Below are 23,978 nucleotides of genomic sequence, written 5' to 3' on the forward strand. Positions count from 1 at the left end.
ACAGTCTGAAGCCTGCGAGTTAAGGAAAGATTAAAGTCGAAATTGTGAGAAAAAGTGAATACAAACCAGCTAACACCTGTATCAAAAGATTTATTCGATTCTGGTCCCGGCTTTTTCCAGGCAAAAAAAAGCGCGGCCCTTGAGCCGCGCTTTTTCTACGCCTGAACGTTACTGCGCCTTGGCATCCGTTGCCGGCGTCGCAGCCGGTTTGGCCGCTGGCTTCTTGGCCGGCTCGGCTTTCTTGGCGGGTGCCTTGGCCGGGGCTTTTTTCGCTTCGGTCTTGGCGGCCGGCTTGGCTGGTGTTTTGGCCGGAGCCTTCTTGGCTGGCTCGGCTTTTACCGGTGTCGCAGGCTTCGGTGCTTCCACCGGTGCCGGCACGGCGGCCGGGGCTGGCGCCGGAGCAGGTGCTGGCGGTGCAACAGGCTCAGGTGCCTTGACCGGTTCCGGCTTCTTCTCGTCATCCGAGCCGCCGAACAGGTTGCTGAAGAAGTTGCCCTTCTTCGCCGCCACCGCACCAGCGCCCGCCGCAGCGGCGGCCGGAACCACTTTCGCCGGTTCGAACGACTTGCCCGCCGCCAGGTCTTCAACCTGGCTGGCCGCACGTTGACCGGTGCGCAGCGCGCCTTCCAGGGTGCCCGGATACAGGGTATCGGTGTGTTCGCCAGCGAAGGTTACGCGCTGAATCGGGCGTTCCCACAGGCGCCAGAACTTGCTGATCTGGCCCGGACCGAAGGCCAGGTAGGCACCGCCAGTCGACGGGTCGGTGCTGTAGCGACGGATTTCATAACCGGTGAACGAGCCGCGAGCCTGTGGATAGAACGCGTGCAGGCGGATCAACACCTGATCGACCATCTGCTTGTCGCCGAACGCCTGCATCACCCGCGCATTGTCGCCGGACAGGTTGATCACCACGTTGGCGCCGCCCTTCAGGGCAGGCTCGATCCACAACATGCCCAGGCCGGTGTTGCTGTAGATCTCGCCGGACATGCGCGCCTTGCTTTCCCACACCGGCGTCTTGAACTTCAGCATGATCTGGTCGCGCCAGCCGTAGTTGGTGCCCTTGATCGCTGCCAGGTGCTGGGCGTCCAGCGCCGGAGTCATCTGGATCTTGTTCAGGGCGCGCAATGGCACGGCCAACACCACGTAGTCAGCCTGGTAGCCGACGTTGTCGACCTTGACGGTCACGCCGTCCTTGTCCTGAATGATCGCCGAGACCGGGGAATTGGTCTTGATGGTTTTCAGCTGCTTGACCAGGGCCTGGGCCAGCACCGGGCTGCCACCGACCAGGCGCGAAGCGCGCAGGTCACGATCGGAGACACCACGGTAGACGCGGCTCTGCTGCGCGAAGTACAGCAGCGACAAGCGCGAAGGTTCGTCGTAGCGGGTACGGATCTGCTGGTTGATCAACTGGCGGGCGGTGGCCGGCAGGTTCTGCTTGTCGAGCCAGCTCGACACGTTGACTTGATCCAGCGCGTGCAAGGTGTTGTTGGCGGCCGGGTTCTGCGGGTCATCGATCGAGCGCGCCAGATCATCCAGGGTCTTTTCGTAGCGCTTGAGCGCCTCGGCGGTGGCTGGCTCCTTGGTGGCAAGATCGGCAGCGCTGTAATACACGCCGTCGATCAGGTAGCCAGGGGTGCGCACGAACTCAGGTGCCGGCGTAGTGCTCAGCTTGAAGTTCGATACGTACTTGTTCAGCACCGGCTGGGTCTTGTCGTTGCCGATCCACTCGCTGGTGGCCATGCCGGAACGGCCGCCCAGGCTCGACCTGGCTTCCAGCAGGGTGACCTGCCAGCCCTTGCTCTGCAGCTCGTACGCGGCAGTCAGGCCCGACAGGCCGCCGCCGATCACGATCGCGGTTTTATCCTTGGCCAGCGCAGACACGCTGAACAGCCCCAACATCACCAGCGCACAGGCGCGCAGCCAACCGACAGACATTCAGCGAACTCCGGAATCACACGAGGAAAACAGCAGTTTTTGCGAGCCAGACGGCTCAAGAAGCGCGAAGGATACGTCAGCTATCAGGCACCTGCCAGCAACGTCTATCGGTCAGGACAAAGTAGCTCTTTCGACACAATGGGTTGTCCCCGTGGCACGCATTGCATAGGCTTGCCCGATTGTTTGTCCGCGCAGGTCACGGACCGCCTCCAGGAGAGTGAAAATGGGCCTGAATAATCAGTGGATGCAACGCGATCTCGCCGTGTTGTGGCACCCCTGCACCCAGATGAAAGATCACGAACAACTGCCGCTGATCCCGATCAAACGCGGGGAAGGCGTGTGGCTGGAAGACTTCGAAGGCAAACGCTACCTCGATGCGGTCAGTTCCTGGTGGGTCAATGTGTTCGGGCACGCCAACCCGCGGATCAATCAGTGCATCAAGGACCAGGTCGATCAGCTCGAACATGTGATCCTTGCCGGCTTCAGCCATCAACCGGTGATCGAACTGTCCGAACGACTGGTGAAGATGACGCCGGAGGGCCTGACCCGGTGCTTCTACGCCGATAACGGTTCGTCCTGCATCGAAGTCGCGCTGAAAATGAGCTTTCACTACTGGCTCAATCGCGGTCAGCCGAACAAGAAGCGCTTCGTCACCCTGACCAACAGCTACCACGGCGAAACCATGGCGGCGATGTCGGTGGGCGACGTGCCGCTGTTCACCGAGACTTACAAGGCGCTGCTGATGGACACCATCAAAGTGCCGAGCCCGGACTGCTACCAGCGTCCCGAGGGCATGAGCTGGGAAGAACACTCGCGCAACATGTTCGCCGCGATGGAACAGACCCTGGCCGAGAACCATGACAGCGTGGCTGCAGTCATTGTCGAGCCGCTGATCCAAGGCGCCGGCGGCATGCGCATGTACCACCCGGTGTACCTCAAGCTGCTGCGCGAAGCCTGCGATCGCTATGGCGTGCACCTGATCCACGACGAAATCGCCGTCGGTTTCGGCCGCACCGGGACGATGTTCGCCTGCGAACAGGCCGGCATCCGCCCGGACTTCCTGTGCCTGTCCAAGGCCCTGACCGGCGGCTATCTGCCACTGGCGGCGTGCATGACCACAGACGAAGTCTACAGCGCCTTCTACGACGACTACCCGACCCTGCGCGCCTTCCTGCACTCCCACAGCTACACCGGCAACCCGCTGGCGTGCGCGGCGGCCCTGGCGACGCTGGACATCTTCGAAGAAGACAACGTCATCGAGAACAACAAGGCCCTGGCGCAGCGCATGGCTTCGTCGACGGCGCATCTGGTGGATCACCCGAACGTGTCCGAAGTGCGCCAGACCGGCATGGTGCTGGCCATCGAGATGGTCAAGGACAAGGCCAGCAAAGAGGCTTACCCGTGGCAGGAACGCCGTGGCCTGAAGGTGTTCCAGCACGCCCTGGAGCGCGGTGCTTTACTGCGTCCATTGGGCAGCGTGGTGTATTTCCTGCCGCCGTACGTGATCACCCCGGAGCAGATCGACTTCCTGGCCGAAGTGGCCAGCGAAGGGATCGATATAGCGACCCGTGACAGCGTCAGCGTGGCGGTGCCGAAGGACTTCCATCCGGGGTTCCGTGATCCGGGTTGATTGATTTCACCTAAGCTTCAGCGCTGACCGGACTACCGTCATCGCGGGCAAGCCCGCTCCCACAGGATTGCGCTGTACCTGTGGGAGCGGGCTTGCCCGCGATGGGGCCGCCAGATATTTACACCTTTTTCAGAGACCCCGCATGAGACTGTCCCGCTTCTTCATCGACGCCCCCCTGAGCACCGGCGAGCACGAGTTGCCCGAAGCCCAGGCCCATTACATCAGCCGTGTGCTGCGCATGGCCGAGGGCGATGCGTTGCAATTGTTCGACGGCTCGGGCCAGGAGTTTCGCGCCCGGCTGGTCGAAGTCGGCAAAAAACGCGTCGTGGTGCAGATCGATGAAAGCTTTGCCGGGCAGATCGAATCGCCATTGCAAATCCATCTCGGCCAAGGCCTGTCCCGAGGCGAGCGCATGGACTGGGCGATTCAGAAAGCCACGGAACTGGGCGTCAGCGAAATTACCCCGATCTTCACCGAACGCTGCGAAGTCCGACTCAAGGACGAGCGCGCCGACAAACGCCTGCTGCACTGGCGTCAGGTGGCGATCAGCGCTTGCGAGCAATGCGGCCGTTCACGGGTACCGCTGATTCATCCGCCACTGTTGCTGGCTGACTGGTTGAAGCAGACGCAAGCCGAGTTGAAGCTGGTGCTGCACCCGGTGGCCGAGCCGCTGGTGAGCCATGCCAAACCTTCAAGTCTGGCATTCCTGATCGGTCCGGAGGGTGGTTTGTCCGATGCCGAAGTCGATCAGGCCAAGGCCGGCGGCTTCCACGCCGCCCGCCTCGGTCCACGAGTGCTGCGCACCGAAACCGCGCCAGTGGTGGCGTTGGCAGTGGCCCAGCAACTCTGGGGGGATTTCTGAAAAGATCGCAGCCTGCGGCAGCTCCTACAGGATGTACGCAGGCTGCGATCTTTTGCATTTACTGCACCGGATCACTCACCGGTTTGGCAATGATCGCCTTGAGTTCGCTGGTCATCGGGAATTCAAGGTTCAAACCCTTCGGCGGGATCGGCTGCTCGAACCAGCGTTTGTAGATGCCATTGATCTCGCCCGAGCTGTACAGATCCGCCAACGCACCGTTGACCAGCGCCAGGAACTGCGGATCGTCCTTGCGCACCATGCAGCTGTAGATCTCCCGCGATTGCTCCTCCCCGACCACCACCCATTTGTGTGGGTCGTTGGCCTTTGCGCGCTCGCCATAGAGCAGCGCGTCGTCCATGTAGAACGCCGCCGCCCGGCCCGACTGCAGCATCTGGAAGGCTTCGCCGTGATCCTTGGCGCTGATCACGAACATGTCGATCTTGTGATCGACGTTGTAGCTTTTCAGGAAGCGCTCGTTGGTGGTGCCGGCGGTGGTCACCACGTTCTTGCCGCGCAGGTCAGCGAAGCCCTTGATCCCGCTGTCCTTCGCGGTCAGCAACTGGCCTTTGACGTAGATGAAACCATAAGAGAACGCCACCTGCTTCTGTCGTTCGGCGGTCACGCCGGTGGAGCCGCACTCCAGGTCCACGGTGCCGTTTTGCACCAGTGGAATACGGGTCTGCGAGGTCACCAGGTTGTACTTCACCTTCAAGTCCGGCAGCGCCAGTTGCTGCTGGATGCGCTCGACGATCTTGCCCGCCAGATCCACCGAGTAACCCATCGGTTTGCCGCTGTGATCACCCACGTAGGAGAACGGCACCGAAGCATCGCGATAGCCCAGGGTGATGCTGTTGGCGCTGGCGATTTTGCTCAGGGTGCCGGTCAGGGGCGCTTCATTGGCCTGAACCTGACTGCCGAGCAACAGGCCAAGCGTACAAGCGAGCAACGTGATTTTTTGCATTGTTATTCTCCGTTGTGGGTGTTGGTTTATCAGACGCGTGCAGCGATGACGGTGATTTCCACCAGCACCTGCGGGCGGGCCAGTTCGGCCTGCACGGTGGTGCGGCTCGGTGCCTGCCCCGGCGATAGCCAGGCCGACCAGACCTCGTTCATCGCGGCGAAATCCTCGGTGATGCTCTTCAGGTAGATGGTCGCACTGAGCAGATGATCCTTGTCGCTACCCGCCTCGGCCAGCAAGGTATCGATTTTCGCCAGCACTTCGCGGGTCTGGCCGCTGGCATCCCGGGCATCGCCCGGCACCTGCCCGGAGAGAAACACCAGGTCGCCAAAGGTCACGGCGCCAGACAGGCGCGGGTTGCTGTGCAGTCGGGTAATAGTCATTGCAATGTCCTCTTCAGAAATCAGTATTCAGGCGACCCGGTGGCTGAAACCCTGAAGGTCAATGGACGGCTGGCGCTCGCCGATCAGCTCGCTGAGCAAGCGCCCGCTGCCGCATGCCAGGGTAAAACCCAGCGCGCCATGGCCGAGGTTGAGCCACAGGTTGCGATAGGCCGTCGCGCCCAGCAACGGCACGCCGCCAGGGGTGGCCGGGCGCATGCCAGCCCACTCGACGGCTTTGTCATAGGCGCCGGCATCTGGAAAGGTGTCATGGGCCTGACGCTTGATCAGCGCCAGGCGCTTGGGGTCCAAAGCAGGGTCGAAGCCGACAATGTCGACCATTGCCGCCACTCGCAATTGTTTGCCGATGCGGGCATAGACGATCTTGCGGTCGTAGTCGGTAATGCTCACGTCCGGCGCCCGGTGACCGGCGCCGATCGGCACGGTCAGGCTGTAGCCCTTGAGCGGATAAAGTGGCAGTTGCAGCCCGGGAAGCGCCAACAGCGGACTGCGGTGACCGGCGGCGATCACCAGTTGATCGACCGGCAGCACTTGCTCGCTTAGTTCGATGGCGTTGACGCTGCCATTGCTGTGGCGGATGCCGGTTACCGCTTGCCCGAGACGAAACTCGCAACGACCGGACGCTTGCAGTCGGGCGGCCAGTTGCTGGCAAAAACCGTGGCAGTCGCCCACCTCTTCGTCCGGGGTGTAGATCGCCCCGACAAAGGGCGCATCGATCAGCGCCGGTTCCAGTTGCGCGCATTCGGCCGGAGACAACACCTGCTGTTGCTGCGGGTCGGCCAGGTTCTGGCGCGCACGCTCGAAGCTGCTGTCCTGGCGGAAAGTCACCAGTTTGCCATTGCGCCGCCATTGGAATCCCGTCAGCCCATCGCCCTCGCGCCAGGACTTCAATGTGTCCTGGCTGAACAGCGCCAGGCGCAGCAAGTGCGCGGCGTTCTCGCGGTTGACCGAGCGGCGGCAGGCGCCGAGGAACGATGCCATCCAGCGCCACTGGGCCGGGTCAAAGCGCGGGCGCAGCTTCAATGGTGAGTCGCCGCGCAGCATCCAGCCAATGGCTTGCAAAGGCACACCGGCGTCGGCCAGGGGCGCGACATAGCGATAGGACAACTGGCCGCCGTTGGCGAAGCTGGTTTCGCTGCCCAGCGAGTCCCGTGCCTCGACCACCGTCACTTCAAAGCCGTCGCGCACCAGCGCATAGGCCGTTGCCAGGCCAATCACACCGCCACCGATGATGCACACACGCTGAGCCATGTCCGTCCTTAAAACCGTTGTGAAGACGAGGCCAAGGTTAGAGCCAGGTGACAGACGTTGAACAATGCATAAAGATGGCAAACCCATAAACAAAGGTTATGGACTTGCCATGCGCCTTCGCCATATCGAAATTTTCCAGGCCATCCGCCAGACCGGTTCGATCAGCGCTGCTGCGCAATTGCTGCACGTCTCGCAGCCAGCGGTGAGCAAGGTGTTGCAGCACGCCGAGCAACAATTGGGTTTCCCGCTGTTCCTGCGGGTACGCGGCAAGTTGCAGGCGACGCCGGAAGCGCTGGAGCTGGAGCGTGAAGTGGACAAGGTCAGTGAAAGCCTGCAAGGCGTGCGACGCCTGGCGCAGAGCCTGCGCCGCGAACCGGGCCACAGCCTGCGCATCGGTGCCACCCCGGCGCTGGCCCTGTCATTGCTGCCGCCAGCCATTCACGAATGGACCGGGCGTTACCCGGACATCGCTTGCGAACTCTCCAGCGCCCACAGTCGCGAACTGGTGCAGAACCTGTTGATGCGCGAAGTGGATGTCGCCCTGACCCTGCAACGCCCGGATCACCCGGGGCTCAAGGCCCAGGCGCTGGCGTCCGGTGTGCTGGTGGCGCTGGCGCCGAGTGGTTACTGGCCTCAGGAAGAGGTGGGTAAACCGTTGCCGCTGATGGCGCTGGCGGATGCGCCGCTGATCGGCTTGTCCAGCGCCGACCCACTGGCCGCGCGGCTCGACAGTTACCTGGAAGCGGTCGAACCGCCACCCCGGGTACGCATCGCCGTGCAAACCTACTCACTGGCACGGGCGATGGTGGAATCCGGCGCGGGCCTGGCGGTGATCGATCCGTTCACCGCCCTTGGCGCCTCTCCCGCCAACACAATGATCCGCCCTCTGGCACCGCCGTTACCCATCACCCTGTACGCAGTGACCCGTGCCGCCGAACCGCCGCCCCATACCTTGAACGACCTGTTGCAGGTATTCAGCCGCCGAGCCCGGGAGCAACTGGATCGGTTGGCCCCGGTACGGCCTTAAAGGACATAAAAGAAAATCGCCACAAAGTGCAGCAAGCTCCCGGCGATCACGAACAGATGCCAGATCCCGTGGGCATGGCGCAGGCGATGATCAAGGGCAAAAAAGATAATCCCCACGGTATACAACACCCCGCCCGAGGCCAACCACGCAAATCCGGCGCCGCCCAGCGCCGCGAGCAGCGGCTTGACCGCCACCAGCACGATCCAGCCCATCACCGCATAAATCACGATCGACAGAATCCGCGCCTCCGAACGCGGCTTGATCTCTTGCAGGATACCGATCAGCGCCAGCCCCCAGACAATCCCGAACAAGGTCCAGCCCCACGGCCCGCGCAGGGTCACCAGGCAGAACGGCGTGTAGCTGCCGGCGATCAACAGGTAGATCGAGAAGTGATCGACCTTCTGCATGATCGCTTTCTTGCGTCCGCGCACGCTGTGGTACACGGTCGATGCGCTGTAAAGCACCAGCAGGGTAAAGGCGTAGATCGCCATGCTGACAATCTTCCACGGACTGCCGTCGAGACTGGCCAGCACAATCAGCCACACCCCGCCGATAAACGCCGCCACGGCCCCCGCCAGATGCGTCCAGGCATTTAGTCTTTCTCCGTGATACATGTGGTGCTCACCTCGAATTTCATCAGCGCAACGCGCAAGGCTCAGCCCTCAAGCGTAAAAGCGCAATGTTTCCGTATAGCGCAATCCCGTGTAGGAGCTGCCGAAGGCTGCGATCTTTTGATTTTCAGCACCGTCAAGGGCAGCGAAAAATCAAGATCAAAAGATCGCAGCCTTCGGCAGCTCCTACAACGCTCCGTGTTTAACGGGCACAATTGACCGATACCAAAAAGAGTCCGCCCCATGCTGATCGATGAAGAGTTGACCCTGAAAAAACTCGAGGTGTTCCTGGCCTTCATGCGCACCGGCAACCTGGCACGCGCCGCCGCCGAATTGCAGACCAGCAACGTCAGCGTGCATCGGGCGATCCATTCCCTGGAAAGTGCCCTGCGCTGCCCGTTGTTCAAGCATGAAGGCCGCAACCTCACACCGCTGGAAAGCGCTTACGTGCTGGAGGAGCGGGCGCAGAAGCTGATTCAGGATGTCGTCGAAAGTGTGCGCCTGACCCGCGAGGCCGCCGGATTCTCGGCCGAGCGTTTCAAGTTGGGCTCGCTGTATTCGCTGACGGTGAAGACCGTGCCGCAACTGATCATGGGCCTGAAAATCCGCCGCAGCGAGCTCAACATCGACCTGATTCTGGGCTCCAATATCGACCTGCTCTACAAGCTCAAGAACATGGAAGTCGATGCGGCCCTGGTGTCGCTGGACGAGAGTGTCAACGATCCGGATTGCGAACAGATCCCGCTGTTTTCCGACGACATCTTCCTCGCCACCCCCGCCGACTCGAAGTTTGCCCAACGGACTGAAGTCGACCTGGCCGAAGTCCGCGACGAAACCTTCATCACCCTGACCCAGGGCTTCGCCACCCATCAGGACGGCAAGCGGGTATTCGAGCAGGCAGGGTTCGAGCCGAAGGTGGCGATGCAGGTCAACGACATCTTCACCCTGCTGAGCATGGTCAGTTCGGGCGTGGGTTATGCGCTGCTGCCGGGGCGGATTGCGGCGGTGTACGAGAACCGGGTGAAGCTGATCCCGTTGCAGGAAAAGTACCGCTTGCAGCAACACATTGGCGTGGTGTTCCTGAAGGCCAAGGAGCGTGATCCGAACCTGTTGGCGTTGCTGGCGGAGTGTCGGATGTATGCCAATCGCCAGGCTTGAAACCCTTGTGGCGAGGGAGCTTGCTCCCGCTCGGGTGCGAAGCGCCCGCAAAACCAGACCACCGAATTTACCTGACTCATCTCGGTAGCCGATCTCAGGGCTGCTACGCAGCCCAGCGGGAGCAAGCTCCCTCGCCACAAAAAGCGCTCACTGGACTACCCGACAATCCCGCGAACAATGAAGAACAACAGCGAAGGCCCCAGCAGGCAGCCAAGCCCGGTGTGGAAGGTCGCGGTCAACGCGCCATAAGGCACCAGGCGCCGATCTGTCGCCGCCAGCCCCGCAGTCACGCCGCTGACCGTCCCGGCCAACCCACCGAACACCATCGCCGAACGCGGGTTGTCCAGGCCCATCCAGCGCGCCGCCATCGGTGTACCGACCATCACCAGGATCGCCTTGATCAGGCCGGTGGCAATCGACAGCGCCACCACATCGGAACTGGCGCCAATCGCGGCTCCGGTCACTGGCCCGACGATGTAGGTCACCGCACCGGCGCCGATGGTGGTCATGCTCACCGCATCGCGGTAACCGAATACCCAGGCCATGCACGCGCCGACAATGAACGGCAGCACCGTTCCCAACAGCAGCGCGATCACGCCGATCAAACCGGCCTTTCTCGCTTCCGTGGCCTGCACCTCGAATGCCGTGGCAACGATGGCGAAGTCCCGAAGCATGGCGCCGCCCATCAACCCGATGCCGGAAAACAGCGTCAAGTCCGCCAGGCCCTTTTGCCCGCCGGTCATAGTTCCGCCAACCCAGGCCAGCACCAGGCCGATGACGATGGCAATCGCCGAACCGTGGATGCGTCCGAAGGTCAGGCGTTTGGAGATCACCACTGACACCCACATGATCACGCCGACGAAGGCGAATGCGGTGACCAGACCGTTGTGTTCCAGACCGTTCTTGATCAGATCCCACATATCAGCGACCTCCTGCCGGTGCGCCAACCTGCGTTACATCCGCCGGTTCATCGGGCAAGGGTTCACCTTTGTGAGTCCGGCTGATCAGGGCAATGGTGCAACCGCAAACCACCACCGAACCGATCGCCGCCAGCACCGCCACCGGGCCACCGTGCAGCGCCGTGACCACGTTTTGTTGCGCCGCCATCGCCACCACCACCGGGATGTACATCGCGCCCCAGAAGCCGACGCCCATCTCGCACTCCCGGGTCATGCCGCCACGCCTGTGCATCCACAACCGTGCGCAAATCAGCAGGATCATCGCGATCCCGACGCCGCCGACGTTTGATTTCACGCCCAGCAACACGCCGAGCATGTCACCCATGATCACCCCTGCCAGCGTACAGATCGCCAACAGCGCCACACCGTAAATAATCATTGTCGTAGTCCTCAAAGTGCATTTCGAATGTTGTTTTTGTTGTTCGAAGCCTGAGTTTTAGGAGTGGCGGCTTCCCTCCTCACGCATCAGCGCCTGCAGGGTATCGAGCCGCGCACCGTCAAAGGCAATCACGGTGCCCTGTTCGAACACCCGGCGCGCCAGCCCGGTCAGCACCGCGCCGGGCGGCAGTTCGATCTGTAGACGTACGCCGCGCTCGTAGGCGCTTTGTACCGTGCCGCGCCAATCGACGATGCGGCACATGTTGAAAGCCAGGTCGTCACGCAAGGCTTCAGGCTTGATCAGCGGACGCGCACGGCTGCCGCTCAGGTAGCCCATCTTCGGGGTTTGCAGCGGCACTTTGGCGAAGGCTTCGGCCAACCGTTGCGCGGGTGCTTCAAGCAATGGGCAGTGGGACGGCACGCTCACTGCCAGACGCTTGGCCGGGCCAGCCCCGCGACCTTTCGCCAACTCGGCCACCGCGTTCATCGCCGCATCGCTGCCGGCAATCACCACCTGGTTATCGGCGTTGATATTGGCCAGATAAACCGGCATTTCTACGCTGTGCACCCGGGCCAGTAGTCCTTCCACCGTGGCCAGCTCCAGACCGATGATCGCGGTCATGCCGTAGCCCTGTGGATAAGCCTGCTGCATCAGCTCACCGCGCAGGCTGACCAGATGCAGTGCATCGCTGAAACCCAAGGCACCCGCCACCACTGCCGCCGGATATGCGCCGATCGACAAGCCGGCCACGTAGTCCGGGGCCATGGCCAACTGGCGTGAAGCGGCGACGCCAGCAATCAGCAGGCAAAGCTGAACTGCCCTCGTCGACCGCAGTGCTTCGGCAGAATCCAGCTGCGTCACGTCTTCACCGAGCCAATCGCTCGCCTCGTTCAACGTTTCCCGAGGCAAACGCGCCAGCATGCCGGGTTGCTGCGCACCCTGGCCGGGGAACACCAGCAAGCTGCTCACGCTGCCTGCTCCTGTGGATGCCACGGGTCAGTGACCAGACTGGCCTGAGTGGCACTTTTCAACAGGACCCGCGACGCAGTGCCGGCCCACTCGCGCAAGGCAACGGCGCCCAAGGGGGTCTGCAACTGCAGGTCCACGCGGCACACGGCCGTGTCGAGAATGGCCACCAGCGCCTGCGCGTCGGTACGACTCAACGGCCGCGGCGTTCGCAGGATCAGGTCGAGGTCGCTGCCCTCGTGCAATGCGGCAAACCCACTGGCCAACTCAAACCCGGCACTGCCGCTGACACCCCAGACCCAACCACTCTCATCAAGGTGCGAGCGCAGTTGCGCCAAGGCACGCAGCGCCGGGAAATCACGCAGGCCCTGAACATCGCAGAGTTCTTCCGGCCGCACTCGTCGCGTGATGGCGGCGACTTCCATCACCGCTGCAAACCGCTGTTCGCGCAACGGCCCGCGCACGCCCACCGCCACCTGCCCCGCCGCGCTCAAGGCGCGACGGACCACCACCGGCTGGCCGGCACTGATCGAGTCGATCACCCAGGTCGGGGCATCCGCAGGCAACTGCCGCGGCGTCATGCCCCACAACAGGTCGTGAGCCAGAAGCGCATTCACCACTGTGCTCTCAGCAATTGGCGAACCTTGCTCGACGCCGCACGATTGGCCGCACCGAGACGACCGCTGAGATCTGCACCCTTCTCGGCGATATCGCCCATCGCCTGACCCAGGCACTCGGTCACCCGCGCCAGATCCGCCGCAGTCGGCTGCTCGATCTGTTCCACCGACAAGGTTTCCCACAGCAGCCCGAGGCTGGCATAGCTGTCGATGTCATAGGCCATCGGCGGCACGCTGGCCGCCAGGGCTTCGAGTTCTTCGACACTGCGCAAGGTCACCCGCGCCGCCGACGCCTTGCCCATGGCATGCACCATCACCCCCGGATCGCGCAGGGCGATCAAACGATTGGCCTGATACCCGTGGGCCAGGAACGCCCCGGACATCGCCTTGCCCACCAGCAAGCCGATCACTGCATGGCCGGCCAGACGGGCACGGGCGTAACTGCCCGCCGCTGCGGCCAGCGCCTGATGAATGCCGAGGGCTTCTTCGCGGCGACCGTAAGCCTGGCTCGGCACGTCGACAATGGCGATCAGGGCGCGTTTGCGGGCCTTGTTGTGATCGGCGGCGATGACTTCATCCACGGCCTTGGCCAGGCCCCAGCCTTCGAGCAAACCCACTTCGCCATTGCGTGCACGGACGAAGCGGTTTTCCGGGTCGGCCACCACCGCGATGAAACGCACAGGCTGATCGCCCAGCGCACCGTCCGCGACCTTCAGCGAAGCCGGCAAACCCTCGACCGCTTTCGCCCCGGCACTCAAGGCGTTGAACCAGTTCAAACCACGCAGGGAATACGAGCTCATGGGCGTTCTCCTTGGTACAGATCGCGAACCACGGACGGCTCGATTTGCGGTTCGGCGTCCAGACGCGCCAGGCGTTGCAGGAACAGTTCGGCCTGTTGGCTACGTTGTTGCGCAGGCAAACCTTGCTGGAGCAACTCGCCGACTTGCTGGCGAATCTGCGCCACGTCGTCGGCCACATAGCGATCCACCAGGCCAGTGGCAAAGCGCTGCTCGCCACCGGTCAGGCTCCAGATGAAGGGCCGGTCGCGGGAGTCGTATTCCTCGAGTCCGGCTTCCTGCTCGATCACCTGTGGGCCGTTCAGGCCCAGTCGCGCTTCCTGGGTCACCAACAGGTAGCTGCACAACCCGGCAGCAATCGACATGCCGCCAAAGCAACCGACGCTGCCCGCCACGACGCCGACCACGGGTTGGTACTGCTGCAAATCGACAATCGCCGCGTGGATGTCGGCAATGGCCGCCAGGCCGAGGTTGGCTTCCTGCAAACGCACGCCGCCGGTTTCCAGCAGCAGCACGGCGCGAGTCGGGATGCCGTTGCGGTTGTCTTCGGCGGCCAGTTCCAGCGCACCGGCGATTTTTGCCCCGCCGACTTCACCGAGGCTGCCGCCCTGAAACGCGCCTTCGATGGCGGCGATCACCACCGGCAAACCATCGAGGTTGCCCTTGGCGATCACCACGCCGTCGTCGGCTTGCGGCACCACGCCCTGGCGCGACAGCCACGGCGAAATGATCCGTTGAAAAGGGTCGAGCAGTTCGCGGAAGGTGCCGGTGTCGAGCAGGGCCTTGGCCCGCTGCCGCGCACCGAGTTCGACGAAGCTGTGCTTGTTCAGCAGGGATGCGCTGTCAGTCATGGCCAATCTCCTCGAAACCCTGTTCCAGACGCAGGCGCACCACGCCGGGGGTCGCGCCGAAATCGTGGATGTCGATGTCCATCGCCGGCGGCGTCTGGCCGTCGAACATCCGTGCGAACAGATGCTGCCAGCGTTGTTCGCTGCCATTGACCGAGGTCTGCACGTTGATCGTCAGCTTGCCGGCCTGACCCGGTTCGATCAGCACTTCCAGATCGCCCGAGCCGACACAGCCCACCAGGGTGCGGCCACGTGGCGGCTGCCCGGCGGGGAATTCAAAAGATAAGGTTTCCATCAAAAAGCTCCCTGTTTGAGGCTGTCGCCCGACTCGATACGGTCGATGAACAGGCAGGCTGCGAGCAGGTCCGCAGCACCACCGGGCGAGGCATTCAACGCGATGAGTTGTTGGTCCAGCTCATGCAAGCGGCGACGTCCGGCGAGGCTGGCGCTCCCCCCGGCATCGAGCACGGCCTGGGCGCCGAGTTGCATGGTGTGCAGACCTTGTTCTCCAGCGCGGTACAGCACGCAGGTGTCGGCCAGATTCGTCATGATCGCCAGCAGCGCATCGAGCCGGGCGTTCTGTTCGCCATGGCCGGCGGTGCGGCTGCATTTGAGTTGCGGCAACGCGCGTTGCAACACCGCCGGGAAGCCCAGTTGCGCTTCTTCACGGGCGCCCCGAGCGCCGTAGCGTTGAGCGACTTGAGCACCATGGCTGAGTGGACGCGGCGCGTAACGGTCATCGAGCAGCGCCAGACGCGCCGCACGAATCGATACGCTGCTTGCAGCCGTGGATTCAGGGTCCAGCGCAGCGGCAGTGACCAACAGGCCCAAGGCCCAGATCGCCCCGCGATGAGTATTCACGCCGCCCGTGGTGTCGAGCATCGCTTGCTCGCCTTCGCGACCGATGCGGCCGACGGCTTCGCGCAGGGGCAAGCCAATCTCACCGAACGCTATCGCGGCATCGGCCATCGCCTTGAAGGCCGGCCACAGGGACAGCGCCGAAGCGTGCATCAGCCCCAGGTGCAAATCGCTGTGGGCGCCATTGCCGCGACGGTCGACCAGTGCCGGTTTCGGCGACAGATCAGCCTCGTCGATCAGCGCGTCCACCGCCAGGTCCGCCAGCCGCTCGGCCAGGCTCAGGGTTTTGGGTTGCAGGTTGAATGCGTGCATTACCAGCTCCTGAACTTGGCGGGCGGGTTGTAGAGGCCACCGGACCACTCCACCAGATCAGCCACGCTTTTCGCCGCGAGCAGTTCGCGGGTGGCGTCGGTGCGACGGATGCCGAGGTCTTCGGGCAAGGCGATCAGGCCTTCGCGGCGCATACGCGCGGTGTCTTTGGGGTTGTGGCGCAGGCCGATGGCGGTCACCCCGGCGACGGCGGCGATCATCGCCTGGCGTTCTTCCAGCGAGCGCGCCTTGTACAGGTAGGCGATGCCTTCTTCGGTCAACAAATGGGTGACGTCGTCGCCGTAGACCATGATCGGTGCCAGCGGCATGCCGCTTTTCTTCGCCACATCAACGGCATCAAGGGTTTCGACGAAGGTCGGTTTGCCGCCCTCCTGGAAGGTCTCGACCATCTGCACCACCAGTTTCTTGCCGCGCTCGAGCATCGGCTCGGCCACGTCGGTGTTGCGCATGTCGAGCCAGGCCGGGGTGCCGTGGCGACGACCGCGCGGGTCGTGGCCCATGTTCGGCGCGCCACCGAAACCGGCCAGGCGCCCACGGGTCACGGTGGAGGAATGGCCGTCGCCATCCACCTGCAAGGTCGCGCCGATGAACAGGTCCACGGCGTATTGGCCGGCCAGTTGGCTGAACATCCGGTTGGAGCGCAGGGAACCGTCGCGCCCGGTAAAGAACACATCCGGCCGCGCCGCAATGTAGTTCTCCATCCCCAGTTCAGTGCCGAAGCAATGCACGCTTTCGACCCAGCCACTTTCAATCGCCGGAATCAGGGTCGGGTGCGGGTTGAGTGTCCAGTTGCGGCAGATCTTGCCTTTGAGGCCGAGGGATTCGCCGTAGGTCGGCAGGATCAGCTCGATGGCCGCGGTGTTGAAACCGATGCCGTGGTTGAGCGACTGCACGTTGTGTTTTTCGTAGATGCCGCGGATCGCCATCATCGCCATCAGCACGTGCACGGGCTTAATGTGCCGTGGGTCGCGGGTGAACAGCGGTTCGATGTAGAACGGCTTGTCGGCCACCACCACGAAGTCGACCCAGGACGCCGGGATGTCCACCCGTGGCAGGTCGCTGACATCGTCCACCAACTGGTTGACCTGGACGATGACGATGCCGTCGCTGAAGGCCGCCGGTTCGATCAGCGCCGGGGTGTCTTCGGTGCTCGGCCCGGTGTAGATGTTGCCGGCGCGGTCGGCCATGAAGCCGGCCGAGAGCACGACGTTGGGAATCAGGTCCACCACCAGCCGTGCGTAGAGTTCGATGTAGGTATGAATCGCGCCGATTTCCAGCAGGCCGTCTTCGAGCAACTGGCTGATGCGCAGGCTTTGGGTGCCGGCGAAAGAGAAGTCGAGCTTGCGCGCGATGCCGCGTTCGAACAGGTCCAAGTGCTCGGAGCGCCCGACGCTGGGCATGATCATGTGCAGGTCATGCAGCTTCGCGGGGTCTGCCTTGGCCAGGGAACGTGAAAGGAAATCCGCCTGCTTCTGGTTGTTGCCTTCGAGCACCACGCGGTCGCCCGGCAGGATCAACGCCTCCAGCGCCGCGACGATGTTATCGGTGGGCAACACCACACCGTCGGCAAGACCTCGCACCAGCTCGAGACGCCGCTGCTTTTCGCTGCGCCGCCGCGTCCATCGCGAGTCGGGGGATATTGTTGTTGTCATGACCACTCCACGGGTTCGCTGTCGTGGGGGTCACATTAGGAGTGTTGGGTGGGGGCATCAATCAAGCAGAGTGGCGGATCGTTACGCTCAGGGTAATGATCGAGATCTGCGTCGCTCATGCTGGCCTCTTCGCGGGCAAGCCCGCTCCCACAGGGTTAGTGGTTGCCGTTGAATTTGGGCAACACACGGACACTGTGGGAGCGGGCTTGCCCGCGAAGAGGCCGGTGCAGTCAACGCAAGGCCGCGATCAGATGGCCAACCCGGCATCCACCAGCAACGCCTCCAGCGCCAGCAGATCCGGCACCTTCGCCACCTGCTCCGCCACCTGCACCGCCGCCTGCTCCAGCGCACACAACGGCACATCCACATAACTCAACTGGCTATCGAGCTTGCACGAGCGCGGAATCCCTTGCACCAGCAGCGCGATGAACTTCAGCTCGGGTCGCCCGCCCAGGGCGTTGAGGATGACGATCCGCGCGCGTTCACCGATGACGATTTTCTGCCCGCAGGCCGACTCGAAACTCAGCAGTGGTATCTGCCGTTCGCGCCATGTCACCAGGCCCAGGTACCACGGCGGTGTGTCGAGATCGAAGGTCCCCGGTTGCTGGTAATCGATCAGCTCGGCCACGGCGACGTTGGGCAGGATCAGGTTGCGGTCGGCCAACGGCAGCAGCAGGCCGGTGAGGTTGCTGGTGCGGTGTTCAAGCATGGGTCTTGCTCCAAAAGGCGATGCTTTCGAGCAGCACCGATTCCTGGTACGGCTTGCCCAGGTAGTCGTTGACGCCGATGGCCATGGCGCGGTCGCGGTGTTTCTGCCCGGTGCGGGAAGTGATCATGATGATCGGCAGGTGCTGCAGGCGTTCGTCGTTGCGCACCTGGGTCGCGACCTCGAAGCCGTCCATGCGCGGCATCTCGATGTCCAGCAGCATCAGGTCGGGCATGTGCTCTTCCAGCAGCAGCATGGCATCGACCCCGTCCTTGGCGGTCAGTACGTTCATGCCGTGGCGTTCGAGCAAGCGGCTGGTGACCTTGCGCACGGTGACCGAGTCGTCGACCACCATCACCAGCAACGGCCGATGCGGTTCGACTTCGATCTCCTGTCCCGCGGGATGTTGGGGTACGCGGGCCTGCATGGCGCGAATCGGCGCCAGCAGATCCAGAATCAGCACCACCCGGCCATCGCCGAGAATCGTCGCCCCGGTCACCCCTTGCAGTGCCGCAAATTGCGGCCCCAGGCTCTTGACCACGATCTCGCGAGTACCGGCCATGGCGTCCACCAGCACCGCGATGTGCCGTTCGTTGCACTGCACCAGCAACACCGGCAATGGCAGGCTCTGGCCCAACAGTTTCGGGCGCGGGATGGTTTTCAGCAGCTCACCCAGGTAGCACAGCTCGTAACGTTGCCCGGCGTATTCGTAGGTGGGCGAATCGAAACGGAAATAGCCTTCAAGCTCATTGGGCAGGACACGAACGATGCCGTCGATGGTATTGAGCGGGATCGCGTATTGGTCCTCACCGCACTGCACCATCAACGCCCGGTTGACCGATACGGTAAACGGCAGGCGAATGCGGAAATGCACGCCCTGCCCGGGCACCGAGTCGATGCTCATGGTGCCGCCCAGCTGCCGCACCTCTTCATGCACCACGTCCATGCCGACACCGCGCCCGGAGATCTGGGTGATTTTCTCGGCCGTGGAAAACCCCGGTTGCAGGATGAACTGCAACACGTCGTGATCACTGATGACGCTGTCCGGGGCGAGCATGCCGCGCTTGATCGCCTTGCGCCGCACCGCGTCCAGCGGCACACCGGCGCCGTCGTCGCGGATGTCGAAAATGATGTCGCCGCCTTCACGCAGCAGATCGAGGGTGATCTTGCCCTTGGCCGGTTTCCCCGCCGCCAGCCGCGCTTCGACGGACTCCAGGCCGTGGTCGACGGCGTTGCGCAGCATGTGTTCCAGCGGCGCGGCCATGCGTTCAAGCACGTTGCGATCCATCTCGCCTTCGGCGTTTTCGACGATGAAATCCACGTCCTTGCCCAGTTCGCTGGACACCTGGCGGACAATGCGCTGTAACCGCGGGAGCATGCGTTCGAACGGCACCATGCGCGTGCGCATGAGCCCTTCCTGCAACTCGGTGTTGATGCGGCCCTGCTGTTGCAGGAGGTTTTCCGTGTCGTGATTGCGTCGTTCGAGGGTTTCCTTGAGGTCGAGCAAGTCAGAGGCCGATTCGAACAGCGCGCGGGACAGTTGCTGCAATTGCGAGTGGCGATCCATTTCCAGCGGGTCGAACTCTTCATAGCCCAGGCGTTCGGCGTCGACTTGCTGGCGGCTGAGGATCCGCCCCTGGGTTTCGGTATCGAGGCGGCGCAACTGGTCGCGCATGCGCTCGATGGTGGTCTCCATTTCGCTCAGGGCGATGTGCGCATCGTTGACCTGCTGTTCGATCCGGCCACGGAAGATCGATGTTTCACCGGCCAGGTTGACCAGATCGTCGAGCAGCTCCGCCGAGACCTTGACCATGTCGGCGCCGACATCGGACGGCGGCGTCAGTGGCTCGGCCTTGGGCGTGGCCGGCGACGCAACCGGCGCGGGCGCTTCGGGCACGGCCGGGTGGCTGAAGTTCTTGATCGCATCGATCAAGCGGTCGGCGGGCGGCATCGGCTCACCGGCGCGGGCCGCGTCGAGCATCTGCGCCAGGCGGTCATGGCTGCGTTGCAGCAGCGCGAACAGCGGCGCCGTCGGTTGCAGCACGCCGGTGGACAAGCCTTCGTAGAGGAATTCCAACTCATGGGCCAGGTCGCCAATCGCGGCGATTTCCACCATGCGCGCGCCGCCCTTGAGGGTGTGCAGGTCGCGCAGCAGGGTTTCCACTTCCTGGCGACTTGAAGGCTGGGCCTGCCAGCGTTCCAGCGCCGCACCTGAGCTTTCGATGATGTCGAAACCTTCCTCGAGGAAGATCTCCAGCAACTCCGGATCATGGGCGGCCGAGTCATTAGTGGCCGCCAGTTCACTGACTTCGGCGGCGCCCGAGTGGCCCTGTCGGTAGGCGCGAATGGCCTCGATCAGCTCAGCGCAATCGCCCAGGGGCTGGTTGTGCTGTAACTGGTCAAGGTACTGCGCCAAGCGGTCATGGCTCTGCTGCAACAGCACCGCCAATGAGTCGCTGTAGGCGTAGCGACGATCCACCAGGCCTTCGTAAAGGCTTTCCAGTTCATGGGCCAGATCACCGACCGGCCCGACCTCGGCCATGCGCGCGCCGCCTTTGAGGGTGTGCAAATCCCGTTGCAGGGACGACAGCGGCGCGGCGTTGTCCGAGTCGCGCAACCAGCGCTGCAAGGCCTGACCGGCGCTTTCGAGGATGTCCACCGCTTCTTCAAGGAAGATCGCAACGATTTCATCGTCCAGTTCGCGCCCCTCTCCTGTAGGAGCGAGCTCGCTCGCGATGGTCTCACCGGCGCCGCGTTTATCCAATGATAACGCGTCATCGTTAACGTCCATCGCGAGCGAGCTCGCTCCTACAGGGGCAGGGGGTAGCGTGTGCTCTAGATCGGCGGTGGCCGCTCCCAATTCGCGGATGCTCAGGGTGCGACTGCCATCACTGCGGATCAGGCCCATGGCCGACGGGTCGAGGCTCTCGTCGAGCAACTCGCGCAAGGCCCTGATCCGTTGCGGCTGCGGGCTGACTTCCTGACCGGCGGCCAGTTCGTCGAGCATATTGATCAGCGCTTCGTGGGCACCCTGAGCCTCATGAAAAAACCGCTCGCTGACCGCCAGGCTGCTTTCTTCCACGGCACCATAGAGGTCGAGCAACGCCTCGCACAGTTCATCCACCGGGTGCAGGTCGGCCAGGTGGGCGCCTTCGCCGAGGGTGGTCAATTCATCCAGCAGCGCGCTGAGTTCCTGGCGTTCGCCGGGGTGTTGCTGCCAACGTTGTAGCAGGCTCTCGGCGTCCAGCAGGATGTCCATGCCCTGGGCGAGGAAGTTGTTGATCAGTTGCGGATCGCGCTTGATCCGCAGCCCGGTGTTCGGAGTGTTCAGGAGGTTCTCCAGGCGCTCGGCCAGCAGCGCTTTGGCTCGCTCGGTCAAACCCCGGGCGCCGGGAATTTCCGCCAGCGGATCGGACTTGAGCTGGCGCAAACCGAGGCGGAACAGCCCTTCTGCTTCCAGCAGCAATTCCACTTCGTCCAGGTCCAGCGCGATCAGGTGCGCCTTGTATTCCCGGGCCAGTTGATCCAGCGGCGCGGCCAGCTCGGCAATCGGCAAGACACCGGCCATGGAGGCACTGCCCTTGAGGGTGTGCAAGGCGCGCTGCAATTCGTCGCTGGCCTGCAACGGCACGTGCTCGGCGGCCTGATCGAGGAAGCGATTGAGGCTGCCCAAATGGGTTTGCGCCTCTTTGCGGAAGATCTCCAGCAACAGCGGGTCGAGGGCCGCGACATCCTGCGTATCCTCATCGGACACCGGTTCGTCGCCCTTGGCCAGGGCATGGGCGCGGGCGGCCAACTGGTCGACATCGTTGCGCTGACGCTGGGCATTGGCGGCGTATTCAGCCACCAGCTCCGGCAGCAGTTGCAGCACATCACCGATCAGTTGCTGCACCGTAGCGCCCGGCTCCACGCTGTTTTCCAGTACGCGGTTGAGCAGGTTCTCCACGGCCCAGGCCAGCTCGCCCAGCACCAGGGCACGCACCATGCGGCCACTGCCCTTGAGGGTATGAAAGGCGCGGCGCAGTTCACTCAGGGCCGAGCGGTTGTCAGGGTTGACCGACCAGCGCGGCAAATACTCGCGCAGGATTTCCAGGACTTCGTCGGTCTCTTCAAGGAACACCTCGCGCAGTTCCTCGTCCACCGGCTCTTCGCCCGGGGGTGGCGGCAGCAGGCTGCCCGGGGTGTCCAGGGCGGGCGGGTTCAGGCTCGAAACCGGGCTGGCGAGCACATCGGCCAGGGTCTGGACGATCTGCGGGTCATCCAGCTCCTGCATCATCTGCATGACCTGCGCTTCGCTCGGGTTGAGCACATCATCCAGCACGGGCACATGCTGCTCACTGGGGAAAAACCCGAGGCTCACCAGGCTTTTTTCCGCGATATCGAGCAGGTTTTCACCCTGCGCCTGCGGGTCATCGCCGAGGCGCTCGAGGTAGTACTCGATGCTGGTGATCACGTCGGCCAGGCTGTCCAGCTCCTGCCAGCCCGGCTGACCCGGCTCGAGCAACAGGTGCTCGCGAATAAAGTGATTGCAGGTGTCGACCAGGCTCGCCGCCCGGCTCAACGGAATCATCGCCAGCGCGCCGCGCACCTGGGTCAGCAAGGCCGGCAGCGCCTGCAAATGCTGGCGGTCCCAATCGGCGTCGATGTAGTCGACGATCATGTCCTTGGCCTGCTGCAAACAGATGCGGGCCTCCTTGATCACGATCTGATGGATCTGCGTCAGGTCGGTGGTCGGCAGGCGGTTGTCATCCTGGCTCTCCGGCTCCACGGTTCCGACCATGCCGGCCAGCGTCGCCTCGACGTACAACAGGGCCCCGGCAACGTCCATGAGGATCGCATCATTGGGTTCGCGCTGGCCCTGGGCGAGGCTGAGCACCACTGCCAATTGATCGATGATCACCTTGCGCGGCTGGCCGAAGCCCAGGACCGCCAGGGTGTCGGCGATTTGCCGCAGCGGTGCCAGCAGGCTGTCGAGGTCGGCGGTGTGCTGGCGGTCACTGCGCACGAACAGATCCAAGCGCTCCTTGACCCGCACCAGCTCTTCGCACAGCGCTGCCAGCACCGAGCGCATGGCGTCACGGTCGGGGCCGGCAAGCCGCGCGCGTTCTTCATCGACCATCGCGCTGTCGGGCAACGCGTCGTCCAGTGAGTAGCGTTCTTTCATGGTCAGCATCTGCCCGGTGGGATGTTCGGCCTTGGCAATGTAGAACAGTAAACTCTTGAGCAGCTCCGGTGGTGCCGGCTGGTTGATGCCGCGCATGCCTTCTTCGAGCAGGCGCTTGAGTTCCTTGTCGGCATCCTTGAACAGGCTACGCAAGGCCGGGCTGTTGGCAATCGCACCGCCCTGCATGCCTTCGACCAGCGCCGAGGCCACCTGCCATAGCGGGCTCAGGGGTGCATTGGCGCACAGTGCTTCGAGGCGGGCGAAGACCTTGGCCAGGTAATCGAGGTTGTTTTCGTTGTCCTGCTCACGCAGGAACCCGACCAACGCCATTTGCAGCATCTGCCGCAGCTTGCGCAGCACATTGGGCAATTCGGCCGGCTCAAGCTGCGCCAGCGTTTCTGCGTCCAGCGCAGGCAACTCGGGTAATTGCGGGCTGAACAGGCTGGTTTCCGACAGCAGGCTTTCGCCACGGGCGCTGCGCAGGTCGTTGATCAGGGGCAACACCACCAGTGGCAGGTCGCGGCGCGCGCCTTGCACCCGGTCCAGGTAGATCGGCAACTGCCCGAGGGCCTGCATCAACAGGTGCAACGCCTCGTCGCGATGGCTGACACGGTTGCCCTGCAAGGCCATGGCCAGCTGTTCCATTTCTTCGGCGAGCAACGCCGCACCGTAGAATTCGACCATCTGCAAACTGCCGTGGACCTGATGGATGCACGCAAGGCATTCATCCAGCGCGTGCGTCGCCTGCGGGTCATCGAGCAGGTTTTCAATCGCGTGATGAGCCTGTTTCAGCGTTTCGGCAATCTCGCCCTTGACCCACTCGAGGGCCACATAGTCGTGCCGATCACCCATAACCACTCCAATCACAA

Annotated in this window: 20 protein-coding genes; 4 read left to right on the forward strand and 16 right to left on the reverse strand. The window is 63.2% G+C overall.

Going from position 1 to position 23,978, the window contains the following annotated elements:
- Positions 1-168 precede the first annotated feature (168 nt).
- On the reverse strand, positions 169-1,935 hold the full coding sequence (locus tag C9422_RS02590) for a flavin monoamine oxidase family protein (RefSeq protein ID WP_116579609.1): 1,767 nt from the start codon (positions 1,933-1,935) through the stop codon (positions 169-171).
- A 223-nt stretch (positions 1,936-2,158) separates the two neighbouring features.
- Here C9422_RS02590 and C9422_RS02595 point away from each other — a divergent pair, with 223 nt between their 5' ends.
- Together C9422_RS02595 and C9422_RS02600 are read left to right on the forward strand one after the other, a co-directional pair.
- On the forward strand, positions 2,159-3,565 hold the full coding sequence (locus C9422_RS02595) for an adenosylmethionine--8-amino-7-oxononanoate transaminase (RefSeq protein WP_116579610.1): 1,407 nt from the start codon (positions 2,159-2,161) through the stop codon (positions 3,563-3,565).
- A gap of 142 nt (positions 3,566-3,707) precedes the next feature.
- Complete coding sequence (locus C9422_RS02600; RefSeq protein ID WP_116579611.1) at positions 3,708-4,427, forward strand: 16S rRNA (uracil(1498)-N(3))-methyltransferase; 720 nt, start codon at positions 3,708-3,710, stop codon at positions 4,425-4,427.
- 58 nt (positions 4,428-4,485) lie between these two features.
- Here C9422_RS02600 and C9422_RS02605 read toward each other — a convergent pair whose 3' ends face one another.
- Genes C9422_RS02605 through C9422_RS02615 form a run of 3 tightly spaced genes read right to left on the reverse strand, consistent with a single transcriptional unit; the run spans position 4,486 to position 7,037 of the window.
- Positions 4,486-5,388, reverse strand: coding sequence for a transporter substrate-binding domain-containing protein (locus C9422_RS02605; RefSeq protein WP_116579612.1), 903 nt, complete (start codon positions 5,386-5,388; stop codon positions 4,486-4,488).
- Positions 5,389-5,417: 29 nt separating this feature from the next.
- Entirely contained in the window at positions 5,418-5,768 is a 351-nt protein-coding gene (locus C9422_RS02610) for a RidA family protein (protein ID WP_116579613.1), read from the reverse strand.
- Between the two features lie 27 nt (positions 5,769-5,795).
- Entirely contained in the window at positions 5,796-7,037 is a 1,242-nt protein-coding gene (locus tag C9422_RS02615; protein WP_116579614.1) for a D-amino acid dehydrogenase, read from the reverse strand.
- Between the two features lie 109 nt (positions 7,038-7,146).
- Here C9422_RS02615 and C9422_RS02620 point away from each other — a divergent pair, with 109 nt between their 5' ends.
- Positions 7,147-8,064, forward strand: coding sequence for a LysR family transcriptional regulator (locus tag C9422_RS02620; RefSeq protein WP_102673447.1), 918 nt, complete (start codon positions 7,147-7,149; stop codon positions 8,062-8,064).
- Here the strand turns inward: C9422_RS02620 and C9422_RS02625 are convergent.
- Entirely contained in the window at positions 8,061-8,678 is a 618-nt protein-coding gene (locus C9422_RS02625) for a hemolysin III family protein (protein WP_007975433.1), read from the reverse strand. The two genes, C9422_RS02620 and C9422_RS02625, sit on opposite strands and share 4 nt — an antisense overlap.
- Positions 8,679-8,918: 240 nt before the next feature.
- Between C9422_RS02625 and C9422_RS02630 the strand changes: the two genes are divergently transcribed.
- The gene (locus C9422_RS02630; RefSeq protein WP_007975432.1) at positions 8,919-9,833 is read left to right on the forward strand and encodes a LysR substrate-binding domain-containing protein; all 915 of its coding nucleotides are present in this window, start codon (positions 8,919-8,921) and stop codon (positions 9,831-9,833) included.
- Positions 9,834-9,988: 155 nt separating this feature from the next.
- On the opposite strand, the gene madM is transcribed toward C9422_RS02630, so the two are convergent.
- The 11 genes from madM to C9422_RS02685 form a co-directional block, all read right to left on the reverse strand.
- Complete coding sequence (madM, locus tag C9422_RS02635) at positions 9,989-10,753, reverse strand: malonate transporter subunit MadM (protein ID WP_116579615.1); 765 nt, start codon at positions 10,751-10,753, stop codon at positions 9,989-9,991.
- A gap of 1 nt (position 10,754) precedes the next feature.
- Positions 10,755-11,171 (reverse strand): malonate transporter subunit MadL, encoded by a 417-nt coding sequence (gene madL, locus C9422_RS02640; RefSeq protein ID WP_008050285.1) that lies wholly within the window; start codon positions 11,169-11,171, stop codon positions 10,755-10,757.
- A gap of 57 nt (positions 11,172-11,228) precedes the next feature.
- A complete protein-coding gene (gene mdcH, locus C9422_RS02645; RefSeq protein ID WP_116579616.1) occupies positions 11,229-12,140 on the reverse strand; it encodes a malonate decarboxylase subunit epsilon in 912 nt (303 codons plus the stop codon).
- Positions 12,137-12,757 (reverse strand): malonate decarboxylase holo-ACP synthase, encoded by a 621-nt coding sequence (locus tag C9422_RS02650; protein ID WP_116579617.1) that lies wholly within the window; start codon positions 12,755-12,757, stop codon positions 12,137-12,139. The genes mdcH and C9422_RS02650 overlap by 4 nt, the downstream gene beginning before the upstream one ends.
- Positions 12,751-13,554 (reverse strand): biotin-independent malonate decarboxylase subunit gamma, encoded by an 804-nt coding sequence (gene mdcE / locus C9422_RS02655; protein WP_116579618.1) that lies wholly within the window; start codon positions 13,552-13,554, stop codon positions 12,751-12,753. Before mdcE ends, C9422_RS02650 begins: the two co-directional genes overlap by 7 nt.
- A complete protein-coding gene (locus C9422_RS02660) occupies positions 13,551-14,402 on the reverse strand; it encodes a biotin-independent malonate decarboxylase subunit beta (RefSeq protein ID WP_116579619.1) in 852 nt (283 codons plus the stop codon). The genes mdcE and C9422_RS02660 overlap by 4 nt, the downstream gene beginning before the upstream one ends.
- Positions 14,395-14,694, reverse strand: coding sequence for a malonate decarboxylase subunit delta (locus C9422_RS02665; RefSeq protein ID WP_007975424.1), 300 nt, complete (start codon positions 14,692-14,694; stop codon positions 14,395-14,397). Before C9422_RS02665 ends, C9422_RS02660 begins: the two co-directional genes overlap by 8 nt.
- Positions 14,694-15,569: a triphosphoribosyl-dephospho-CoA synthase gene (locus tag C9422_RS02670; protein ID WP_116579620.1), complete on the reverse strand. Its 876-nt coding sequence runs from the start codon at positions 15,567-15,569 to the stop codon at positions 14,694-14,696. Before C9422_RS02670 ends, C9422_RS02665 begins: the two co-directional genes overlap by 1 nt.
- Positions 15,569-17,239, reverse strand: coding sequence for a malonate decarboxylase subunit alpha (gene mdcA / locus C9422_RS02675; protein ID WP_116579621.1), 1,671 nt, complete (start codon positions 17,237-17,239; stop codon positions 15,569-15,571). The genes C9422_RS02670 and mdcA overlap by 1 nt, the downstream gene beginning before the upstream one ends.
- 247 nt (positions 17,240-17,486) lie before the next feature.
- Positions 17,487-17,948: a chemotaxis protein CheW gene (locus tag C9422_RS02680; protein ID WP_116579622.1), complete on the reverse strand. Its 462-nt coding sequence runs from the start codon at positions 17,946-17,948 to the stop codon at positions 17,487-17,489.
- A complete protein-coding gene (locus tag C9422_RS02685; protein WP_116579623.1) occupies positions 17,941-23,961 on the reverse strand; it encodes an Hpt domain-containing protein in 6,021 nt (2,006 codons plus the stop codon). The genes C9422_RS02680 and C9422_RS02685 overlap by 8 nt, the downstream gene beginning before the upstream one ends.
- Positions 23,962-23,978 lie beyond the last annotated feature (17 nt).

Source organism: Pseudomonas sp. B1(2018) (genome assembly GCF_003097365.1).
Classification (GTDB): Bacteria; Pseudomonadota; Gammaproteobacteria; order Pseudomonadales; family Pseudomonadaceae; genus Aquipseudomonas; species Aquipseudomonas laurylsulfatiphila.

What these genes read in the sequence shown, in the direction of transcription:
- C9422_RS02630 (WP_007975432.1), top strand. Translation starts at nt 8,919, where the DNA reads ATGCTGATCGATGAAGAGTTGACCCTGAAAAAACTCGAGGTGTTCCTG.
- C9422_RS02595 (WP_116579610.1), top strand. Translation starts at nt 2,159, where the DNA reads ATGGGCCTGAATAATCAGTGGATGCAACGCGATCTCGCCGTGTTGTGG.
- madM (WP_116579615.1), bottom strand. Translation starts at nt 10,753, where the DNA reads ATGTGGGATCTGATCAAGAACGGTCTGGAACACAACGGTCTGGTCACC.
- C9422_RS02590 (WP_116579609.1), bottom strand. Translation starts at nt 1,935, where the DNA reads ATGTCTGTCGGTTGGCTGCGCGCCTGTGCGCTGGTGATGTTGGGGCTG.
- C9422_RS02610 (WP_116579613.1), bottom strand. Translation starts at nt 5,768, where the DNA reads ATGACTATTACCCGACTGCACAGCAACCCGCGCCTGTCTGGCGCCGTG.
- mdcE (WP_116579618.1), bottom strand. Translation starts at nt 13,554, where the DNA reads ATGAGCTCGTATTCCCTGCGTGGTTTGAACTGGTTCAACGCCTTGAGT.
- C9422_RS02670 (WP_116579620.1), bottom strand. Translation starts at nt 15,569, where the DNA reads ATGCACGCATTCAACCTGCAACCCAAAACCCTGAGCCTGGCCGAGCGG.
- C9422_RS02660 (WP_116579619.1), bottom strand. Translation starts at nt 14,402, where the DNA reads ATGACTGACAGCGCATCCCTGCTGAACAAGCACAGCTTCGTCGAACTC.
- madL (WP_008050285.1), bottom strand. Translation starts at nt 11,171, where the DNA reads ATGATTATTTACGGTGTGGCGCTGTTGGCGATCTGTACGCTGGCAGGG.
- C9422_RS02615 (WP_116579614.1), bottom strand. Translation starts at nt 7,037, where the DNA reads ATGGCTCAGCGTGTGTGCATCATCGGTGGCGGTGTGATTGGCCTGGCA.
- C9422_RS02620 (WP_102673447.1), top strand. Translation starts at nt 7,147, where the DNA reads ATGCGCCTTCGCCATATCGAAATTTTCCAGGCCATCCGCCAGACCGGT.
- C9422_RS02600 (WP_116579611.1), top strand. Translation starts at nt 3,708, where the DNA reads ATGAGACTGTCCCGCTTCTTCATCGACGCCCCCCTGAGCACCGGCGAG.
- mdcA (WP_116579621.1), bottom strand. Translation starts at nt 17,239, where the DNA reads ATGACAACAACAATATCCCCCGACTCGCGATGGACGCGGCGGCGCAGC.
- C9422_RS02625 (WP_007975433.1), bottom strand. Translation starts at nt 8,678, where the DNA reads ATGTATCACGGAGAAAGACTAAATGCCTGGACGCATCTGGCGGGGGCC.
- C9422_RS02605 (WP_116579612.1), bottom strand. Translation starts at nt 5,388, where the DNA reads ATGCAAAAAATCACGTTGCTCGCTTGTACGCTTGGCCTGTTGCTCGGC.
- C9422_RS02665 (WP_007975424.1), bottom strand. Translation starts at nt 14,694, where the DNA reads ATGGAAACCTTATCTTTTGAATTCCCCGCCGGGCAGCCGCCACGTGGC.
- C9422_RS02680 (WP_116579622.1), bottom strand. Translation starts at nt 17,948, where the DNA reads ATGCTTGAACACCGCACCAGCAACCTCACCGGCCTGCTGCTGCCGTTG.
- C9422_RS02685 (WP_116579623.1), bottom strand. Translation starts at nt 23,961, where the DNA reads ATGGGTGATCGGCACGACTATGTGGCCCTCGAGTGGGTCAAGGGCGAG.